General features: G+C 33.2%; 23 protein-coding genes and 2 pseudogenes. 10 read left to right on the top strand and 15 right to left on the bottom strand.

Annotated elements, in window-relative coordinates:
• Positions 1 to 5: 5 nt before the first annotated feature.
• Complete coding sequence (locus tag MKY90_RS11615; RefSeq protein ID WP_078186008.1) at positions 6 to 1,151, bottom strand: MFS transporter; 1,146 nt, start codon at positions 1,149 to 1,151, stop codon at positions 6 to 8.
• 238 nt (positions 1,152 to 1,389) lie between these two features.
• Here MKY90_RS11615 and MKY90_RS11610 point away from each other — a divergent pair, with 238 nt between their 5' ends.
• Positions 1,390 to 1,668 (top strand): hypothetical protein, encoded by a 279-nt coding sequence (locus MKY90_RS11610; RefSeq protein ID WP_085310934.1) that lies wholly within the window; start codon positions 1,390 to 1,392, stop codon positions 1,666 to 1,668.
• 80 nt (positions 1,669 to 1,748) lie between these two features.
• Here MKY90_RS11610 and MKY90_RS11605 read toward each other — a convergent pair whose 3' ends face one another.
• On the bottom strand, positions 1,749 to 4,292 hold the full coding sequence (locus MKY90_RS11605) for a transglycosylase domain-containing protein (RefSeq protein WP_215598764.1): 2,544 nt from the start codon (positions 4,290 to 4,292) through the stop codon (positions 1,749 to 1,751).
• A 466-nt stretch (positions 4,293 to 4,758) separates the two neighbouring features.
• Here MKY90_RS11605 and MKY90_RS11600 point away from each other — a divergent pair, with 466 nt between their 5' ends.
• Complete coding sequence (locus MKY90_RS11600; protein WP_002085762.1) at positions 4,759 to 4,968, top strand: KTSC domain-containing protein; 210 nt, start codon at positions 4,759 to 4,761, stop codon at positions 4,966 to 4,968.
• Between the two features lie 67 nt (positions 4,969 to 5,035).
• Here MKY90_RS11600 and MKY90_RS11595 read toward each other — a convergent pair whose 3' ends face one another.
• From MKY90_RS11595 to MKY90_RS11580, 4 genes are all read right to left on the bottom strand, one after another.
• Positions 5,036 to 5,248 (bottom strand): YqaE/Pmp3 family membrane protein, encoded by a 213-nt coding sequence (locus MKY90_RS11595; protein WP_002085763.1) that lies wholly within the window; start codon positions 5,246 to 5,248, stop codon positions 5,036 to 5,038.
• 300 nt (positions 5,249 to 5,548) lie between these two features.
• Positions 5,549 to 6,208: a DUF6944 family repetitive protein gene (locus tag MKY90_RS11590; RefSeq protein ID WP_002035373.1), complete on the bottom strand. Its 660-nt coding sequence runs from the start codon at positions 6,206 to 6,208 to the stop codon at positions 5,549 to 5,551.
• Between the two features lie 158 nt (positions 6,209 to 6,366).
• Positions 6,367 to 7,077 carry an SDR family oxidoreductase gene (locus MKY90_RS11585; RefSeq protein ID WP_002085764.1) on the bottom strand — a complete coding sequence of 237 codons (711 nt, stop codon included), beginning with the start codon at positions 7,075 to 7,077 and terminating at the stop codon, positions 6,367 to 6,369.
• A 324-nt stretch (positions 7,078 to 7,401) separates the two neighbouring features.
• Positions 7,402 to 7,740 carry a hypothetical protein gene (locus tag MKY90_RS11580; protein ID WP_002012726.1) on the bottom strand — a complete coding sequence of 113 codons (339 nt, stop codon included), beginning with the start codon at positions 7,738 to 7,740 and terminating at the stop codon, positions 7,402 to 7,404.
• 212 nt (positions 7,741 to 7,952) lie between these two features.
• On the opposite strand from MKY90_RS11580, the gene gerPF reads away from it, so the two are divergent.
• Positions 7,953 to 8,168, top strand: a complete 216-nt coding sequence (gerPF, locus tag MKY90_RS11575; protein WP_001141569.1) for a spore germination protein GerPF — start codon at positions 7,953 to 7,955, stop codon at positions 8,166 to 8,168.
• A 285-nt stretch (positions 8,169 to 8,453) separates the two neighbouring features.
• Here the strand turns inward: gerPF and MKY90_RS11570 are convergent, their stop codons facing one another.
• From MKY90_RS11570 to MKY90_RS11555, 4 genes are all read right to left on the bottom strand, one after another.
• Positions 8,454 to 8,789, bottom strand: coding sequence for a YolD-like family protein (locus MKY90_RS11570; RefSeq protein WP_063219583.1), 336 nt, complete (start codon positions 8,787 to 8,789; stop codon positions 8,454 to 8,456).
• Between the two features lie 707 nt (positions 8,790 to 9,496).
• On the bottom strand, positions 9,497 to 9,718 hold the full coding sequence (locus MKY90_RS11565) for a hypothetical protein (protein ID WP_002012623.1): 222 nt from the start codon (positions 9,716 to 9,718) through the stop codon (positions 9,497 to 9,499).
• Between the two features lie 532 nt (positions 9,719 to 10,250).
• On the bottom strand, positions 10,251 to 11,102 hold the full coding sequence (locus MKY90_RS11560) for a peptidylprolyl isomerase PrsA (RefSeq protein WP_002031835.1): 852 nt from the start codon (positions 11,100 to 11,102) through the stop codon (positions 10,251 to 10,253).
• Between the two features lie 144 nt (positions 11,103 to 11,246).
• Positions 11,247 to 12,242, bottom strand: coding sequence for a glycoside hydrolase family 25 protein (locus tag MKY90_RS11555; protein ID WP_088292728.1), 996 nt, complete (start codon positions 12,240 to 12,242; stop codon positions 11,247 to 11,249).
• 578 nt (positions 12,243 to 12,820) lie between these two features.
• Between MKY90_RS11555 and MKY90_RS11550 the strand changes: the two genes are divergently transcribed.
• On the top strand, positions 12,821 to 13,015 hold the full coding sequence (locus MKY90_RS11550) for a hypothetical protein (protein WP_002141671.1): 195 nt from the start codon (positions 12,821 to 12,823) through the stop codon (positions 13,013 to 13,015).
• Positions 13,016 to 13,367: 352 nt separating this feature from the next.
• Here the strand turns inward: MKY90_RS11550 and MKY90_RS11545 are convergent, their stop codons facing one another.
• Positions 13,368 to 13,871, bottom strand: coding sequence for a MepB family protein (locus tag MKY90_RS11545; RefSeq protein WP_063219590.1), 504 nt, complete (start codon positions 13,869 to 13,871; stop codon positions 13,368 to 13,370).
• Positions 13,872 to 14,091: 220 nt separating this feature from the next.
• Here MKY90_RS11545 and MKY90_RS11540 point away from each other — a divergent pair, with 220 nt between their 5' ends.
• Entirely contained in the window at positions 14,092 to 14,304 is a 213-nt protein-coding gene (locus tag MKY90_RS11540; protein ID WP_063219591.1) for a hypothetical protein, read from the top strand.
• A 92-nt stretch (positions 14,305 to 14,396) separates the two neighbouring features.
• Here MKY90_RS11540 and MKY90_RS11535 read toward each other — a convergent pair whose 3' ends face one another.
• The 4 genes and pseudogenes from MKY90_RS11535 to MKY90_RS11520 all read right to left on the bottom strand — a co-directional run bounded on the left by MKY90_RS11535 (position 14,397) and on the right by MKY90_RS11520 (position 17,411).
• Positions 14,397 to 14,954: a hypothetical protein gene (locus tag MKY90_RS11535; protein ID WP_002065254.1), complete on the bottom strand. Its 558-nt coding sequence runs from the start codon at positions 14,952 to 14,954 to the stop codon at positions 14,397 to 14,399.
• A gap of 137 nt (positions 14,955 to 15,091) precedes the next feature.
• Positions 15,092 to 15,667, bottom strand: coding sequence for a C1q-like domain-containing protein (locus tag MKY90_RS11530; RefSeq protein WP_002012631.1), 576 nt, complete (start codon positions 15,665 to 15,667; stop codon positions 15,092 to 15,094).
• Between the two features lie 820 nt (positions 15,668 to 16,487).
• Positions 16,488 to 16,673: pseudogene (locus MKY90_RS11525) on the bottom strand (hypothetical protein); the annotation flags it as partial.
• Between the two features lie 516 nt (positions 16,674 to 17,189).
• Complete coding sequence (locus tag MKY90_RS11520) at positions 17,190 to 17,411, bottom strand: hypothetical protein (RefSeq protein WP_040963065.1); 222 nt, start codon at positions 17,409 to 17,411, stop codon at positions 17,190 to 17,192.
• Positions 17,412 to 17,487: 76 nt separating this feature from the next.
• Between MKY90_RS11520 and MKY90_RS11515 the strand changes: the two genes are divergently transcribed.
• The 5 genes and pseudogenes from MKY90_RS11515 to MKY90_RS11500 all read left to right on the top strand — a co-directional run bounded on the left by MKY90_RS11515 (position 17,488) and on the right by MKY90_RS11500 (position 20,338).
• Positions 17,488 to 18,096, top strand: a complete 609-nt coding sequence (locus MKY90_RS11515) for a hypothetical protein (protein WP_098167750.1) — start codon at positions 17,488 to 17,490, stop codon at positions 18,094 to 18,096.
• 174 nt (positions 18,097 to 18,270) lie between these two features.
• Positions 18,271 to 18,375, top strand: a pseudogene (locus MKY90_RS30415) (sunset domain-containing protein); the annotation flags it as partial.
• Between the two features lie 134 nt (positions 18,376 to 18,509).
• On the top strand, positions 18,510 to 19,508 hold the full coding sequence (locus tag MKY90_RS11510; RefSeq protein ID WP_341091380.1) for a WXG100 family type VII secretion target: 999 nt from the start codon (positions 18,510 to 18,512) through the stop codon (positions 19,506 to 19,508).
• A complete protein-coding gene (locus MKY90_RS11505; protein WP_033709048.1) occupies positions 19,508 to 19,939 on the top strand; it encodes an SMI1/KNR4 family protein in 432 nt (143 codons plus the stop codon). Before MKY90_RS11510 ends, MKY90_RS11505 begins: the two co-directional genes overlap by 1 nt.
• A 204-nt stretch (positions 19,940 to 20,143) precedes the next feature.
• A complete protein-coding gene (locus MKY90_RS11500) occupies positions 20,144 to 20,338 on the top strand; it encodes a hypothetical protein (protein WP_012260894.1) in 195 nt (64 codons plus the stop codon).
• The last annotated feature ends 5 nt before the right edge of the window (positions 20,339 to 20,343 follow it).

Genomic DNA, 20,343 nt, shown 5'->3' with positions numbered 1-20,343 from the left:
CCTGTTTACGCAAAATCCTTTTTGCCTAATCTTTGTTTTACAAAAATGACAAATATAATTAAAGCTATTAATCCTGAAATTGCACTACCTGTGAATAAAATACGGTAACCAAACATTTGTGAAACAACTCCAAGTAAAATCGCACCTAATCCAATACCTAAATCAAATGCAGTAAAGAATGAAGCGTTAGCAACTCCTCTTTTACTCGGAGCAACAATTGTAAGCATCGCTGCTTGCAAAGCGGGCTGTGCTGAACCGAATCCAACACCATATAATGCCGCTGCAATCATTACACCTATCAAACCATTTGAAATCGTTAGTACAACTATCGCTAAAATAGTAATACATAGTGCCGGAAGTATGATAAAAACTTCTCCATACTTATCTAATAGTTTTCCTGAAATAGGTCGTACAATTGTTAAAGCAATTGCATATACAAGAAAGAATGTCCCAGGATTTACATCAATTGATGACGCAAATAACGGTAAAAATGTTGTTATTCCTCCATATGCAAATGATAAAAAGAAAACAACAACCGTTATTGATAAAACGGATTTTTCAAACAGCTGAATTTTCCCTTTTTCTTTTTGTGGCGTGAATGGCATTTTCGTTATTAACGATAATACGACTGCCATAAAGGATAAAAGAGTTGCTAACAAGAATAGACCATGAAATGAATAATTTTGTACAACCCATAATCCAATCATCGGGCCAATTGCCATCGCGATTGTCATCGCCATGCCATACCAGCCCATCCCTTCACCACGACGTGAATCTGGAATAATATCAGTTATCGCTGTTCCAACTGCTGTTGTAGAAACAGCCCACGTCACTCCGTGAATAACGCGTAAAACAGCTAAAAGGACAATAGTCGATGCTAAATTATACGAATACATCGTTATCCCAAAAAATATGAGTCCGAAAATAATAAAAGATCTTCTACCATATTGATCTAACATACCTCCAATAATCGGTCGTATTACAACTGCCGCTATTGTAAACATTCCCATCATCAGTCCAACTTGCGATTCATTTCCACCAATCTCTTTAATAAAGAGCGGGAGCGTTGGAACAAGTAAATAAAACCCCGTAAATAAAAATAACATCGCGATAGTCATTTGTATAAATGATTTCGTCCATAATCGTTCCATTAAAATCCCTCCATAAACACGTAAAATATTACGATTAACACATCCATTGTATATGTTTCATATTCCTTTTCCCTCCGCTAATAGGCGTATCTTTTCGTAATAAATGGTCCACCATCAATTCACATTGGTCTTACGACTTTGTACGTATGTTTTAACCGAAAATCCTATCTATATGTACCTTTATAAGCATTAAAAGAATATACTACTTTATCATTGAAACTTAGGAGTGATCATTTTCATGTGGGTATCACCAAGAATAACCGCCGTTGTCCCAGCAGCTCCCTCAATACATGTTCCTGCCGTTCATACAGCTAGTTCTGATGTTGGCATCGAACTTCCTGCCACTTGGCAACAATATCAATCGACTGACCAAGTCACCCCTTCATTTTGGCATCATGGTACACACCCGAGTAGTACTACTTTTTATGGCCCTAGTTATCCAATACCACCAACTCAAATTTTTTATCATTTCCCATCAATTTACTTTCAAAATTTCTATGGTACTTTTAACATTTGAAAATAATATTAACCTTTATAATATAAAAAGCACCAAAGGAACCGTTTTATCGGTACCTTTGGTGCTTTTATATACATTACTTATTGTCCATTATTGGCAGGGACTTCTCCTGTGTTCCCGCCAGTAGTTGGTGGCGTTGTTGCTGGTGGCGTTGGAGTTGTATTCCCTTGGCCTCCTCCACCGTTAGTCGGTGGGGTAGTATTTCCTTGATCCCCACCGTTGTTCGGTGGCGTTGTATTCCCTTGACCTCCACCATTGTTTGGTGGTGTTGTATTTCCTTGGCCTCCACCATTGTTCGGTGGTGTTGTATTTCCTTGGCCTCCACCATTGTTCGGTGGTGTTGTATTTCCTTGGCCTCCACCATTGTTCGGTGGTGTTGTATTTCCTTGGCCTCCACCATTATTTTGTTCATTTTGCTTATTTAATTCATCTTGCTTCTTTTGCTCTTCTTGCTTCTTAAGCTCTTCTTGCTTCTTAAGTTCATCTTGTTTCTTTTGCTCTTCTTGTTTCTTAAGTTCTTCCTGTTTCTTTAATTCCTCTTGATTTTTCTCTTCTTCAGTTTTTTGCTGTTGATCTTGTTTTGGTTGTTCCGTTGTATCCGGTACGCTCGTATTTGGAGATGAATCACGTTTTTCACCTTTTATACGCAATTCACTACCTTCTTGAATAACACTACTTGGCATTTTAAAGCGTGATTTATCTGTAGCCATCTCGCTCATCATTTCTTTAAAGATCAACTGTGCAATTTTCGTATTTTTACTACTAATATACTCGTCTTTACCATCTTTCGTATATCCAGTCCATACTGCCATCGTATATTGCGGTGTATATCCTGCAAACCAACTATCACGAGTTGCACTTTCTGGAATTCCATATTGTGCTAGTTGTTTTGAAGAATAGTTAGTTGTACCTGTTTTACCAGCTACATCTAAAGAGGCCACATTTGCCGATGTACCAGTACCTGATGTAACTACAGAACGAAGCATATCAGTAATCATATATGCTGTAGAATCCGCCATAACTGATTTTGGTTTTTGTCCAAAACTTTGTGACTTGCCGTCTGGATAAACTACTTTCTTAACAAAATGCGGCTTCGTATACTTACCGTCATTCCCAAATGCCGCATAAGCACCTGCAATTTCAGTTGGTGACGCTTCATTTGTACCGATCGCTGTTGATTCTGTCGGTGCTACATTAAATGTAATACCTAATTTCTCAGAGAACTCTTTCGATTTACTAATACCTACCTCTTTAGCTGTTTTAACTGCTGGAACGTTACGTGACATTTTTAACGCTTCACGCATAGTAATTGGGCCTAAATGACTTCTGTCCGCATTTCGAAGTTCTTGTCCAGTTGAATATTTAAATGGAGAGTCATCGATTTGATGATACGTAGCCCATTTTAAATATTCAATAGCCGGTGCATAATCAAAGATTGGCTTCATAGTTGAACCAGCTGCACGATCTAATTCAATCGCCATATTATGCCCTTTAAATACTGCTTTATTTTCACCGCGCCCACTACCTATAGCGCGAACTTCTCCAGTTTTCGTATCCATAAATGTGAAAGCACCTTGGAATTTATCATTTGGATAATTTATAATATTTGTATTCAAAATATTATCAGCTAATTTCTGTGCTTTTGGATCCAATGTTGTATAAATTTCTAAACCATCAGATCCAATATTAACATCTGGTATTTCTTTTTCTACTTCTTTAACTACTGCATCCATAAATGCAGTATATGGCATCGCTTGTAGTTCAGCTGCACTCTTAATATTTTTATCCACTGGTACTTTCGATGCTTCTTCCATTTCTGCCTTTGTAATATAACCATGTCTATTCATTAAGTTTAGTACAGTATTTCTTCTTTCTGTTGCCCTTTGAACATTTTCTTTTTTCGTTGGGTCATAGTTATTCGGTGCTTTTGGTAAGCCAGCTAGCATCGCAACTTCTGGTAATGTTAAATCTTTCAATTCTTTACCGTAGTAGTTTTGTGCTGCTGTTGCAATTCCATATGAACGGTTTCCTAAATTAATTTTATTTAAATACATCTCTAATATTTCATGTTTTGAATATTGTTGTTCTAGCTTATACGCTAAATATATTTCCTGAACCTTACGTTTTGACGTTTTTTCCATCGATAAGAAGTAGTTTTTAATAACTTGCTGCGTTATCGTACTACCACCTTGAGAGCCATAATCTCCCTTAAGACTAACTAAAACTGCACGTGCAGTACCCTTAAAGTCTACTCCGCTATGCTCATAAAAACGCGAATCTTCTGTTGCTAAAAATGCATTTTCTACTAATTTTGGGATTTGATCATACGTAACATTCGTCCGCTTTTCTTTCCCATATTCATATACCAAATTCCCGTCTTTATCATAAATTTTTGAGGATAACGGATTAACAAGTTTTGCTTTCTCAAGTTTTGGTGCATCCTTAATCATTACGAAAAAGGTAGCAACCCCTGCCACTAAACCTACAATACCAAGTAGTAAACAACTGATTAAAAATTTACGAAAAAACGATGTTTTACCTTTTGGTTTTGTTTTTTTAGAAGCTGGCTGTTTTTTCTTTTGAACTTGTCGTCGCTCCTCTCGAGAACGATAATTTTCTGACATGTTACTTTCTCCTGCCTTTCAATTCTCCCGTTGATTTACTTGAAAATATTGAGGTCACTTTCCCAAATACATTTAATCAAGAAAGTATATTGACCTGGAGCATTCAATATTTTCCCAATTCACAGATTATACATTTTAGAATACTTCTTATACAAACTATTTTCACTTCTATTTTTTCTAATAATACTGCCCCTTAAAGCATAGAATGTAAGAAGTGAATTTTTAATACCTCGTATAAATAATATACCTTTTTTTCAAATGGTCAATATTTTCTTATTTATAAATCAAAGGTGAAATAAAAATAGCACAACGATATGTACTTCGTGTGAACTTCCTTATAATTACGTATAACAAACATTTAATATATTGCATATAAGTATAATACTCCTTTAATTATTAGGATTTCAACACGACAATCCCCTTCTCTACAAGAAACCATCTAAAATGAAAAATAAGGAGTTGCGTAATGATGAAGCTATCTCCCGTTATTTCAAAAAAATTAGTTGCTGTTGGCTATAATCCTTTTTCTATGATTTTACGTATTCAACTAAAGAATGGTATGTATGATTTCTTTAATGTGCCAGAAAGCATTTACACCGGTTTATTAAACGCACACTCTAAAAGTTATTATCATAATACTTATATTAAAAATTCTTACCGCTATACTAAAATTTAAACTTGATTGGCATACAAAAAAGAAAGGCGAATCAAATCCCCTTTCTTTTTTGTATGTCAATCGCAATTTACCTTCTATTTCTTTTATTAATTTCATCATACGCTTGAACTTGTTTTTTAAGTCGCCTGTCGGCTTTTTTATCATGTACGACAAGAACTGCGTGTATCGCTCCTGGAACCCAAAAAATTAAGGTTAAAATGAAATTAATAATCGCTTGAAACGGCTTTCCGCAAAATAAAACAGCTACCGGCGGAAGTAAAATTGCTAATAAGTACATCATGTCTGAAAAACTCCTTAATGTTTATTTTTCGCTTCTTCCCTATCCATCTCCTACACTATCAAACCTATGAAATCATGTTATTTCTAAAAGCGTATATAAGAACTCATCATTACAAAAATCACATATAATAGTATAACTAAATGAGAAGCCTCTCACTAACGTTAACAAGTTATTTTCACCTGTTCGTTTATATGTATATTCTACGCCTATATGAAAAAGCCTACAAAAACAATTAACACATCCATCTTGTCCTACTTCTAAAATTGAAATACTCCAAACTTCATTGAAATGAGTATTTCATCACCTTTTCTTAGATTCCAATCGTTGTTCCTCTACTATTTCGGTTAATCCAATTGCTGAAATTACAGTACCTATTGCCTGTATCCAAATACCTATTAGCCCTATTATACGTTGATCTTCTTTATCTATATTACTGTCTTCTTTTCCCTTTTCTTCTTTTGGTATATTTTTAATACCTTCATATGCTTGTAATCCCGCACCTAAACTTTGCATTGAATTCCCTAATACGATAATCCACTGTATTCCATTTATCTCATTCAATGCTACTTCTACTCCTAAAAAAGCGCCAATTGATTGCAAACTATTTCCAGTAATTATAAGGAAATCATTTTCTTTCATTTGTTCATTGAGATTAAAATACGTTCCTATTACATTTGAAATATTACCTAAAGCTAATAACTCAATCCCCGTTTTCGCTAGCGCTTTATTTTTATTATCTATAGTTACCTCTTGCTTCTCACATTTATCTTCATCTTTCGCATCATTAGTTGCTATAATTTGTAATATATATCCGAGAGCTTGTAATGAACTCCCTACAATAACGAGATCCGACTCAATCTTTTCTTCCCCTGCAAACCCTCTAGTTGTTCCAATTGCTGCTATAAGATTTCCTCCTACTTGAAACCAGGCACCTGTCAATTCTAAATCGCGTAGGTTCATTTCCCATCACCTATATTTAAATTTTCTAGTACATTCAAAACAAACAAATATCACCTTTAATTCATTATTCTATTTTTCATATGTAATTTTGTGCATCACATAATGCACTAATAATACAAAAGAGCACCTTTCAGGCGCTCTTTTTGACAAGGAGTTTCTCAATGAATGTATGCCGGACATGTCAATGACTCACCGTTTTTATCTATTGATATATTTAATATATAATGAATTGCTTTATGTGACCACATTTCAGGTGTAGGAGATTCTTTTACATATTGAGGTGCACATAAGTGAAGCATTGGAGTGCTAATACTGCCACCTGGATCTAAAGCAACTACTGCCATACCATTTGGTAGTTCCATTGCCATTGACTGCGTGATACCTTCAACAGCAAACTTCGAGGCACAATATGGTGCAAGTTCAGCCTCGCCTTCTCTTCCCCAACTAGAGCTCATGTTAATAATAATTCCTTCTTTCCTAGCTATCATCGCCGGGACGAACGCCCTAATGACATTTACTACCCCGTTCACATTTACACTCATTACACTTTCAAATTCTTGTGCAGTAACTTTCCATAGAGGTGCATTTTGATTAACAATCGATGCATTATTTATTAACATATCGGGAGCCCTATACTTATTAAGAATACGACTTGCCCATTTACTAACTTGGTGATGATTTGAAACATCAATTATTTGAAAATCATGTGAAGCACCGTAATATTTATTAAGCTCTTCAATTTTATTTTTTGAGCGTCCACACCCTGCTATGTTCCACCCCAATTCATGAAACCTATCAACCATTGCACGTCCTAACCCTTGCGTTACTCCAGTAATAATTACAAGTTTCCCAATGTCGTTTCGCTCCAACTTCATCTCCTCCTTTCCATTAATATTACTCTTTTTATTCTTATTCAACTTCTCACTTAAGTATCAATTCATTTCATACTTTAGAAGTATTTTGATATTACATATTACAAACAAAAAGAGTAACCATCATAGTTACTCTTTTTGTTTGTATCGTTATTATTTTTAAATTGTATCTTCTATTCCCTACATTTCTCACATCGATAAATATAGGTTACACCTTAATGAAAGTATATTTATGTTTACGGTTCGATTTATCCAAATACTTTTCAATCCACTTTTTCAACTTAACAGAGCCCACCTCTATCAATAAATTTCCACCTAGTCTTATAACATACTTTTATTTAGATTCTCAATCTCATTTTGCAACTTTTTAAATTGCTCAAAATGCATTGTTATAGATTGAATACTATTCCTTTCAACATTTTGCTTTACTAATAAAACGCCTGTATCGTGAAAAATCGCTTCAAGTTCTTTCCTTATAGATACTTTCGTAATATATGCGGTTTTAATTGCCGATAAAATTGCTATTTCATTAAACTTTAATTTTATTTCATTAGGACAAAATGCTTTTTCGATCAATGTGACATCATTACTATAAATAAAAGCAACAAGTTTACTTGATTCTGCATCTGTTAAATCCACTGTTTTTATAACATTATCCATTACATTTTGCCTCCTTTAATTCCATATATATTAATTATTCAAATTTGTTCTTTTTAAAATTCAGCTCTTCATTAATTTTAACATACTTTTTGCTCGATTGATTAAACAAAGCTTCAAACATTTTTCTATTCCGGAATATTTGTCAAATGAACCAATTAGACTGTACCTTCATATAGTAATGCAAACAATTACTTATAAAGTAGGTGAAAATTATGCCCTCAGTTGTTGGGAATTTAGTTGTACAAAATAGTAACGGATCTTTCAACTTAGGTGATTTCTACAATGTTTCTCCAAAAGAGAATACGAAAGCTTATAACGGCTCTGGCGCATCTAACGTTGGCTTCGTAGTGAACACTTTTAGTGGGGTTAGCGCGACTAATACATTTGATTCTGATCTAGCAGATCAAAACCAAGTTGGTACGGCCTAAACAGCTCTGTAATCATTTTTGTATAACATTTTTAAATTTGTCTATACTATACTTAGGCTGATACACAGCTATCGTCGATTTTTTGAGTACCAATCTTTTTCTCCCTTTCCCTGGGACTAAGCAGCTAGCTTCCATCTAGCTGCTTTTTCATTTAGTTCTTCACCTCTTCAAAAAATTAGGTTTTTACAGGTATCCTGACTCACAGCCGAATTTTGAGGTGTAAATCTAATTGCCCGCAAATAGCTAGATAAATTAAAGAAGCTAAACTTCAAAATTCAGCTTCTTTTAAGTTACATCAATTATGTCCCTTGCAGCAAATATATATGTTTTATAAAATGCATCTGTACATTTTACAATTTGTTGAATTGGATTTATATGAACCACTGTCATATAACTCGTAAGTATGTATCCTTCTTCAAAATAGGTCACTAACATCTCTTTTTCAGACAATAATGAAGTTAATAATTTGTCTGAAATGCTTTCTTTCGCTTCATTCGTTATTAGTGGCCTTTGGACTTTTAATTTCTCTCCAATAATTTTTCTCATACTTAATAATTGTTCCGACATTACTGTAAATGGAACCCACTCTCTTCCTTTTTCCTGTATCTTTACATAATTCATTTTCTTTACTCCTCAATTTTCTATATCTATCCATTCTTGAACTACCCCACTTTCACTTCGTTTAGAAGTGGGGGATTCCTAAGTAAAGAGTTCTATCGAACTCTAATTTATTAGGCTATCTCCGCAGCCCTTGCGGTTAGAAGCCTTATCGCTTCATTCTTTATCCATCTCTTATTTATACGTAGCGTAGCTTTCCAATTCAAAACTATTTATGAATTTGTAGACATCTCCACTTCGAAAGAACATTCGTTCTAATTATACACGAACTAACGTTCTTACGGAAGTGCAACATGTAAATTTTTCAAACAAAATGCAACTTTAATATATGAAGTTTATTCATACTCATTTATTACTCCCTTTTATTAATCAAATTTCTTTGCACTTCCTATCGCATCATAGAATACGTGTAGCAACAATAAAAGCGACTCCACCTAATGTGAAGTCACTTTTATTGAACTAATTATATTTCTAATTTTACTTTTCTATCCTAACTAACGTTCTTTCTGTAATACAAATTTCAGCTACATCTCATTAACCATCCTTCAACAAAAGCATACACTTTTATTATGAACGAACTCACAAAGCTTTAGAAACTTATGATGTAAAACAATTCATTCCTCATAAGTTTCATACATATCGACAATTACTACCATTTATCCTGCTATTTGCAGGCAGTAAGATTCACACTCATCAATTTTTCACTTTCTTTATTGAATATGCTTGGGTTGCATTATAATATGTAATTCTCTCTCTGTTTCTGTTTTTTTCGGATTCCGATAATATTCCAGTTTATATTCTAATACTTCATACTCAACCATCCCAATCTTTATCCCTTTTGTTTCTTTTAATACAGCTAATAGAACGCTTATATTTTCATTAGATGATTCAAAAATTTTCCCTCCGCCTTCTCTCTTAAAAATCACTTTCATATATTCTCCCCCAAATTAATTTAATAATCTAGTAAATATAAAAATATTCATCCTATTTTAATAAAGTGAAGGCTAATAATCAGTGGGGGTTTTACGAGCAGTAAGACTCCCACAAATAGCGGGATAAATAATTCTTATCATCATTAAGAACATCTTTTTGTACTAAATGTTCAACATGTCACTTCCTATAAAGTTAATTTATACTCCAATAAATATGATATGTACCATTCTTTAAATTATGTCCTCAATTCACTCTCCAAGAAAATATATTTAGTTTATATTTAACAAAATTAATTAACTAAAACATTATCATTTCAACATTTTGCGAATTTAATTGCTTATTCCTTTTATCTACATCCAAATTTTCCTATTGTAATTCTTAATATTTAAATGTAATATTGTATTGTCTTACTATCTATTTATAACTCACACACTAACGCGAAAAGGGAACTCTATATGAGTTCCCTTTTCTATTGAAAACAAAAAAACAGAAATATAGCATTATGCTAAATCTCTGTTTTTCTTCTAAACCTTATTTCTCATCTAAGAATTTAAATGTATCTTTAAATTCTTTATCTGTTACTTTAATATCTGCTTCTTTCAATAGATCATTGATTACTTGTTGTTTCCATTTACCTGTCGCATCTTGCAGTCTTTGTTGTTCTAAATCTTTTCGAATCGTATCTTTTACTTCATCAAATGGTTTCAATTCTTTTTTATCCGTCACTTTTATTATATGATAACCATAAGATGTTTTTATTGGCTCACTTACTTGTCCTGCATCTAATTTATACGCAGCTTCCTCAAACTCTTTCACAGTTTGACCAGGAGCAAAACCAGCTATTTCTCCGCCCTGTTCCTTTGAACCAGTATCTTCCGAATACTGTTTCGCTAAAGCAGTAAAATCTTCACCATTATTTATTTTCTCTTTTACTTCTTTCGCAGTTTTTTCATCTTTCACTAAAATGTGACTTACCTTCATTTCAGGTTTATGGTTATCTTTCACATCTTTATCTGTGACAGTCGCTCTAATCGCTTTCTCAAGTGCAATTTCTGGCTTCATTCTCTCTTTTAATTCATCTTCATTCTTTAATCCTACTTGCTCTAAAGCCACTTTAAACTTGTCACCCATTTGTTCCTTCGCTGCTTCTACTTGTTTTTTAGCTTCTTCATCTGAAACTTTATATTTATCTAGCAATGCCTTATTTAACATCATTTGAGATAAAGTACTTTTTCCATATGTTTGCCTTAATTCTTTACTTAACTCTTTCTCTGTCACGTTTCCTACTTTTGATGTTGCAACATTTTCTGAGGAACCACACGCAGACAATGTTAGCGCCACACATGCAATAATAGTTCCCATAAATAGCTTTTTCTTTTTCAATTCTAATACCTCACTTTGATAAATGTATATTAGGAACTATACAGCGCTATTGTGAAATCAATGTGTTTTCTGCAAGTATTTCTCTTCATGCCAGAGACAAGCTTTATTAAATAAAAAATCCGGCATAAAGCCGACTTTTTAACATCATTTAATCTGCACATGTTCTTCTTTGATCCATTTGTTCCCACCTATATCTATATATCCATCTTGACGATTCCAAATACGATAAGGGACCTTCCCATCGACCGCACCTGTATCATTCCCGTTTGGCCCATCGTACGTTCTAATTTCATATCCAGGTGTGTACTTTGAATATGCATAAAACCATTGTACATTAAAATGTTCTAACTTAGCCCACTGTTGTTCACCACCTAAACAAATCATATCTTTTTCGCCACCTCCCCAATAACCTTTGTAGATTAAATATGGGATTTTTTTCGTAAGTCTTCCTATAAATTGCGGATTCGCAGGATTTTCATATAAATTAATTCCGTATCCATCATCATATTTTGAAACTGCAATACCAATTCCATTTGGTCGCTTACTGTCTCCAATACTAGATTGATTTGTTTGATTTGAACCTATAAACCAAGAAAGATTTTTATTCCCAATCAATTGATTCAAATCACATTTTCCAATACCAGGAACATTTCCTGAATCAGTATATTGCCAAATATCACAAGGATATGCTGGTTTATTCCCTCCATAACGAGGAATCCAAATAAAATCAGCATCAATATTGCGAGCTCCAAATGATACATACGTGTGATGTCCTACATATAAACCAATTTTTTTTGCACCTAATCGGCGTAATTCATCAATAAATGCTTGAGTCCCGCCTTGCATATCTACCATTGTTTGAACTTCTACATCTGCCACCCAAAATTTAGCGTTTTTATCGCCACGATTCCAAAAATCTTGCGCTTCTTTTTTTGCATCTGAAATAGATATAAAACGGCAAAATGCATAATTCCCAAATGGGATACTACGTTTCTTCATTTCTTTCACATAACCTTGATACATAAAATCGACCGTATTCGAACCATCTTGAACTCTAGCAATAACTAAATCTAGCTGAGACGCTGCAATATCCCAATTAATATTTCCATTCCATTTCGAAATATCTACAATATAACCCATTACTAATCAACTCCTTTTTATTATCTTATTCAAAGCTTGTTTTATTGCTAGACCCATACGCCTAATAGCAAGCTTCTATAAGACAAATAAATATATTTTCATCATTTTTTAAAACTAAATAATTTCTTTTTATCCATAATAAATAAGTCCTTCTTTTTTTGCATTTGTAAACGATAAACTTGCGTTTATTTCATACTAAATATTGGAATAAAACTATAAATAATGTACATACTACATATAAGCAATTTTTGCTTATACTCATGAATGACCTCCAAGATTTTTCAATCTCCCTGTAAAAAGGCAGCTAAAAAAAGCTGCCTTTTTACAATTTATTATATAGAGACAAGTTAATTAACGCTTATCCCCTCATATTAGTCTGTTTTTAAGCTGTTTTTAAGCTTTTTATAAACATGATATATATTTTTTCACAACACTATTTTGATACGTAATAGAAATTACATCAACTCATACAGTATATGTAATAATCAACTACAATAAAAATTACATATTATATTAATATGTCTTCCTAATTAAAAGGAAATAAACATATAACCTCTGTTATGTAAGGAGTTTATTTAATGAAAAAAATCCCTATCGTATTCAAAGTTCCCCCGAATTCAAAGCTAAAAGTTACATTCTATGGCCCTTGTAACGAAGTAATTACAAATGTATCTTTAATTAATCAACTACTCACCACTACCTGCCAAACTGTATCTCAATATCCAGACTTCAAGAAATATATAACTGAAGTCCAATCATTATCAAATTGTTAATCGTATAATTTTATGATTTATCATTTCGAACAGTACGATAACAAAATAATAAAAAGAGCCGCATCTTTCAAAAGAAACGGCTCTTTTTCATTTCACAAAACATGACTTCATTAAAAAACTAAAATAACTCATTAATTGATATTCTGTTGATATTTTATTGATATTTTACACATATTAATGAAATGCGCATATATTATCGTATGGAGATTCTCCACTCATAAAACCTATCTTTTTTTGAGCATACTTTATTTGTATGCTCCTTTTTTATTCTTTACTTAACGGCTTACCCTGTTAATATTTCCAAATATCATTTGAACGAACATTGAATATTTCAATTTTTTCTTATTATGTGCTATGAATATAAGTTTAATAATTTATCTGTAGCTACATTTTCAGTATCACTTAAATCGACAAAATAATGAAGTTGCCACAATTGACTCTTCTTAGCTTGATTACTAATAGGTTTATCCCAAATAGGGTAAACCCTCATAGCCATTTTCCCTTTTTGATTTTGAGTTTTTAATATTTTTTCTTTTAGAAGAATCTCTTTTGGAAAAATAAATTGTCCTAGGTTATTATCCGCTATACAAGTGATAACTAAAAGGTTAGGAGCTGAATCATAAGAAAATGCCTGATTGCTCATGGAGGCATTCTTCTCCCAAAAAGAAACAAATTGTCCAATCTTATTAGGCGTAATTTTTGATACCCTAAATCGGATGCTTCTATTATTTAGCTGGAATACCCCTCCTGCATATTCTGAATTTTGCTTTTCTTCTTTTCGTTTAGTAATTAATAGATTATTAGGTTTGTAAATCATTTCATCTAGTTTTTCAATTATATTACTAAAATGTGTCATGTAAACGCACCTTTTTTATTTTCCAGTATACCAAGAACGTTCGTTCTTGTATATTAAACTTAAACAAATGTTGGCTTTGAATAGTCTTTCAAAGATTATTTTATCTACTCCATCCATAACTTCAAATTTACTTTTATAGTATTTATTACATTACTCTTCCAATTCCTTATATTCTTCATTATTTCATTAATATATTAATAAAAAACGAGGTACATATTACATGAATCCATCCAAAATTGAATTCGGCTCCATAGAGCAACCTTTATTCCTATTAATTTTATATCTTATCGCAATTCTTTTAACACTCGGCATTACATTTAGTATATGTCATTCCCTTTTACTAAATTTAAATGCACCTAGATGGGTAGCAAAACTGTTAGCTATCATATTAACTCTAGGTGTTGCTTATCAAGTGTTTATGAACTTATTTTAATATATTACCAATTTAACACCTTTAACTAAAAGGCCCTACCATAAGGTAGGGCCTTTTTTAAAAAAATAGTCCATAAATCACAAACATGTCTTTTATTTTATTGGAGATGGGAATCTTGCAGCTTCAAAATGCGTACTAATAAATCCTGGATCATTTTGTATAATCAGTCCATCTACATCACTCTCAGCAAAAATTTCAACTACATCTCCTGCATGTAATTGAAGTATTGTTGAAACAGCTACGACATTTGCAAAATTGGGTGGACCAAAAAAGTCATTATCTATCGCTATAGCTGGATTATCATTTACCCGAATTTCTACACGCGCTCTATAATTCGTATTACTATCATTAGGTGCAAAGCTGATTGTACCAATAATAGAATAAACCCCTCTAGTCTTCGGAATAAAATCTGATGTTACTGGATTATATTCATTCGCTAAATCAAACTGTTCATTTTGGAATAATACTTTAACAAAAGTATTTGCAGTGACATTTTGATCTACTGTACTAACCGCTCTAAAAGCAGATGCCCTTACAAGTTTATCTTTCTCATTATCACAACACTTATCGTAATAATCTGTACTCTTCTTACAACAAGTATGCTTTGTCTTTTTATAGCCATTGCAATGCTTACAATAATAATAAGACATATTTATATCCCCTTTCTAAATCTATTGTTGTATACTATGCAAAATAAATTTAAAAAGTTTGGACGAGCTATTGCTATTATGAAATTAAAAAACTCCACCGAAAAGCAGAGTTAATAAATTTTTTTCCTTTTTAATATTTATACAATTGGAGATGGGAATCTTGCAGCCTCAAAATGAGAACCGTCTTCTGTACTACTAATAACCCCATCTATACTACTTTGTGCAAAAATCTCGACAATATCACCTGCATGTAATTGAAGTATTGTTGAAACACTTACGACATTACCGAAATTTATCGGCCCAAAAAAGTCGTTATCTATAGCAATTGCCGCATTTCCATTCACTCGAACTTCTACACGCGCTCTATAATTTAAATTTGTATCGTTCGGAAAGAAACCAATCGTCCCAATTACGGAATAAACTCCTCTAGTCTTCGGAGTAAAATCTGATGTTGCTGGGTTATATTCGTTCGCTAAATCAAATTGTTCATTTTGAAATAATACTTTAACAAAAGTATTAGCTGGAAGGTTTTGATTAACTGTATTTACAGCTCTAAAAGCAGATGCTCTTACAAGGTTATTCTCCTTATGATCGCAAGAACAGTCATCACATCTTTTACCGCACTTATTATAATAATCACTTCTTTTTTTACAGCAATCATGATTTTTCTTTTGGTAACTCTCACAATTCTTACAGTAGTAATAACAAGACATATATAGTGCTCCTTTCTAATCTACTACTGCATAATATGTATGCTAGACTTGAAAAGTTTGGACAGGTTATTGCGATTACAAAAATAAAAATGCTCCACCATAAGGCAGAGCGAAGAGAAAGTATAACTTTTAAAAACAAAGCACTCATGTAATATTCTGGTTAAATCAGTAATACAAATTATCTAGTTTCATCAACTCGGATTTTCAGAAAAAACTCATCTGTACGATTTTATTATTATTGAATAGATTATATTGTTAAGTGAGATATGCAATATTTCGTATTTTATTATTTCAATATTCCTTTATTATCGTTGAGTTGTAAACATTCTCTTTAAAACACTTTAAAATCAACACTTAATCTATAACAAATACTTTTCCATCCTTTATAATTACCTATAAGCATTATATTCAAATATTATTATTGTAAATTATTGACCCGTACAAACGTATAATTTTTGTGTATTCTATGGACAAGGAGTAAGGTAAGAGTTACTCTTTTCCATTTTAGGAAAGGCCCTGTTGGAGACAACAGGGCCTTTTTTCATAAACTAAATCGGTAAGATCCCCTAACTAGTAAGCTTTCTTTACCTAAACATCATGCATTTCTTTTTGCATACACCGCTACTCTTCTTCGACTGTTTCGTTTACAAACATCAGACACTATTTAACAGTACATAGTTCATTTATCCAGCACTTTCAAAACAGCTTGTACACCGTTAAAATACTTCATGCACTACAAATAAATTATCCGTTCTTGTTCAGGATGAGTATAAATTTTGGAATGTCCTGATATTAAATTACTTACAAGGTTTCATACCACTTATACTTTTGGAGACGGGAATCTTGCAGCTTCAAAATGCGTACTATCTTCTACATTACTAATAACTCCAGCTACGCTACTTTGTGCAAAAATCTCGACTAAATCCCCTGCACTCAATTGAATTATGGATGAAACAGCTACAACATTAGCAAAGTTTATTGGACCAAAAAAATCATTATCTATTTCATAGACACCATTTATCAAACACTCCATGTTTCTTCACCTCTTGAATATTTTTTAAATAAAAATACATACTATTTTCAAGTCGTCGTATCCACGGCTAGTACTTCTTTCTTTTGTTACAGTAGTAAGCAGGCAGGTTCTTCACCTATCTGCTTTCTCTGTATATTTTTTTAGATATCGAAAACACTACCTACAAGCTGTTTGAACTAGCAGCTTCACTCTTCTTGTAATGGGAAAGCAATTTATCACAATTAGCTAACTCATTCAACTCACAGGCAGACAACCAAAATTGTTGTCTGCTTTTTGTATGGAATTTTTCATTTTGCATATACTACTTTTGAGCCTGTTTACCAACGCAAGCCATTTTGGTGTTTTGAATTCCGACTAAGCTTTTATGTTGCACAGATTATTACATCTTTGACAACACTGGTTAAAAGCGCGTTTTCTGGTTATTCGTAGTTCTAGTCCAGAATAATTTTCCTCCTATAAAGGACAGCAGGTACGACTGCTCGTCCTTTTTTATTGCCCCAAATACTTTTGTAACAATTCCAACGCTTCATTAATGCTCCCATTTAAATCATCAAGTTCAGCATCTTCTGGACACTCCTGCAAAATCACTACCGCTCGACTTATGACATCTTGTAACTTTTCGATATCGATAGAAGTTGTAATAATTCCCTCTTGTTCTTGCGAATCAGCTTTACCATAGCCATTGTGCATGGACATCGGGTTTTCTAGCATCTAGCTTACCGCCTTAAAAAATGCAGGATTTTCCTTTCCATTATCGAATTAGTAATGTTTGAAAAGGGGGTGTAATATGGCAGAAATTAAAGTAGGACTTACACAATTTTTAGATTTCACACTGAAAAGTAGTGCAGCTAAAACAAACTTTGTGAAAAATCTAAAATCTCAACCGGAATACCAACCAGCTTTTGATTACTGGAAACAATTACGAGACACTGTTATTAAATTTCATCAAAACGAACTACCTTTTGAATGTTTCGAAACATTAGTGCAAACGGTTGATCAGAAGAAAAAGCAAAACTACATTGATGTCATAAAACAGTACAAAAAATTTATTAAAAACAAAGACGTCTCTTGGTTCGATCCAGGTAAATCACATTGGATATCAGATGATTTAATCGTCCGCTCATCACCTGAACTCGGTTTGCTCATTAATGATGAGCCGCATCTTATCAAACTGTTTTTCAAAGGAAAAAAAGAGCGAATTGATAAATACAACATCAACTCAACGCTGACATTATTAAACGAATCGACATTTTCAAATGAACATAACGATGTGAATTATACGGTTCTTAACATCCAAAAGAACAGAATGTATACGAATAACTCTATTAATAATGATCATTTAATAGCGCTTAAATCAGAAGCTAACCAGCTTTGTTATATATGGAATAAGATGTAAAGAGTACTATTCATCTCTTTCAATACCTTTTCCATGCATAATTTGGCACAATTTTCACAGATCCTATCAGTTTAGCCCACCCTGCATTGTTCCTCACGAACAATGTAGGGTGGGCGTTTTTTCGAAAATAGTTTCTTTCATCATTTCCGCATCCTAACTCACCTCCTCCAAAATTATCATATGCCTGGTCAACAGTTCTATGATAAAACAAATGCTGAAGAAACGTTTTGTTCAGCAGCTGAAGCACAAGCTGCTGGATATAGAGCGTCAAAAAGATAAAACAAAAAACCGACTCTTATGAGCCGGTTTCTTTTGTTATTTCACATATACATAGGTTACGTTTATCTTTAAATTAGATATTTACATTTTTTTCTTCTTACCCCATAATTTTAATTGGGAATGGGAGGAAGAAAATGGTTCAAATCAAAGTAACACCTGAAATGCTAGAAGAAGTTGCTAATCGTGCAAGTAATACCAGAATCGCATTAGAATCTATACATAATAATTTATGTAATGAAATAGATCGTTTGTGTTTTCAATGGATTGGTGCCTCTAATCAACAGTTCATTCACATGTTCAATGATGCGAAACCAAAAGCTTTTACATCTATCAATTCAATTATACAAGTAGAAGAAGATTTGAGACGAATTGCCGAAAAATTCCGCAATACAGATAATCAAGATGTTACAATGGAAGAAGGTGCAATGTGTGGTAAACCTTCTTCGGAGGAACAAGGATTTGATGGTAAAAAACTTGCTAGGGATATAGCGGGTGAAATAAGTGGTGAATATGATGTTCGTCGTGTTTGGGATGGTATTGATCCATCTACTGGCGAAAAACTTTCGGGGTGGGATCGTGCTGGGGCAGGTGTCATGGCTGTAGCCGGCCTTACACCCTTTGGAAAGATAGCTAAAGTAGGAAAAGGAGTTAAAATGACTGCTAAGGCTACTGAGGCTGCAAATACAGCTAAAAAAGTCACTGCTGGGACAAACAGTACGGGTGAAATTAATTATGTTCATTTTAATAAAACACATAAAGATTCCTTACCTAAGCCAAAAGGAGATGGGCCAAATGGTGGGCGATTACAATCTCATCATGGATTACAACAAGAATGGGCAAAAAATAATTTCAGTCAGTATGGGTATGATTCGAAACTTGCTCCAACAATAACTGTCGAGACTGGAAAAGGACTACCACATACAATCATTACTAATGCTCAAACTGCGAGACGAAATGAACGGGTGGCTTCAGGGGTAGGGAAATGGAGTACTACTTTACAAGAAGAAATGCAATTCATGGTGGGTGATTTAACTAAAGCTGGTTTTTCACGTGATACTACTAGCCAAGTTCTTGAACAACAATACAAGATGCTAGATAAACTAGGAGTTAAATATGAAAGGATTGATTATTAATGAACAGATTAGATAATATCAGTAGTGTGTATAGAATTGATGCCAAAAAATCTCCTTCGAAAGAAGAAGAAATTAAAGCGCTTCAGGATTTTTCAACAATAGATGTACCTACAGAATATATAGAAATAATTCAGCTAGCTTCAGACATTGAAATTAATGTTAACGACCAAATTTATATTCGAATTTGGGGAGCTTCGGGGTGCATTGAAATGAATGAAGCTTATGAAGTGCAGAAATATCTCCCGAATTCACTCGCAATTGGTGATGATGAAGGAGGCGGTGCATTAATCTATCTACAGGGTAAAGATGGTTTTGGAATATACTATAACAGATTCGCAGATTTGGATATTGAGGAGGCAGTGAAAATTGCACCATCGCTAACCGAATTATTAGAAAATAATGTAGGTGTGAATACTTTATTAGACATTTAAAAAAATTTAGAGACCTTGATTGGCTTGCCTTTCAAGGTTTTTTATTGGTAACGATATAGGTTTTGTAACAACTATGCTATTTTTTACAAATGTTTTAGATTCCAGTGTATGGGGGTAGTGACAGAGTTGTTGTCATAGACCGCAAAGTATGATTCGATAAAATTATAAAAAGTGCACCGTACACTTTTTGAAAAAGGTTTACCGATGAAATATGATGAAATAAATGAGTACTATAGAAAACAGGCGGAACAAAACGCCATAGAGAAAACTAAGGAGACTCCAGAAGATGGAGAACGTAAGAAGCAAGAAGATCATCAAAAGCTAATGGAAAATATCTATGGAGAAGAAATGATAAAAAACGGTGAATTAAATATGAATAAAGAAACATTTGGAGAATAAATAAG

Source organism: Bacillus sp. FSL P2-0099 (assembly GCF_038007445.1).
GTDB classification, from domain to species: Bacteria; Bacillota; Bacilli; order Bacillales; family Bacillaceae_G; genus Bacillus_A; species Bacillus_A mycoides.
This window is presented reverse-complemented; position numbering and strand designations above follow the sequence as displayed.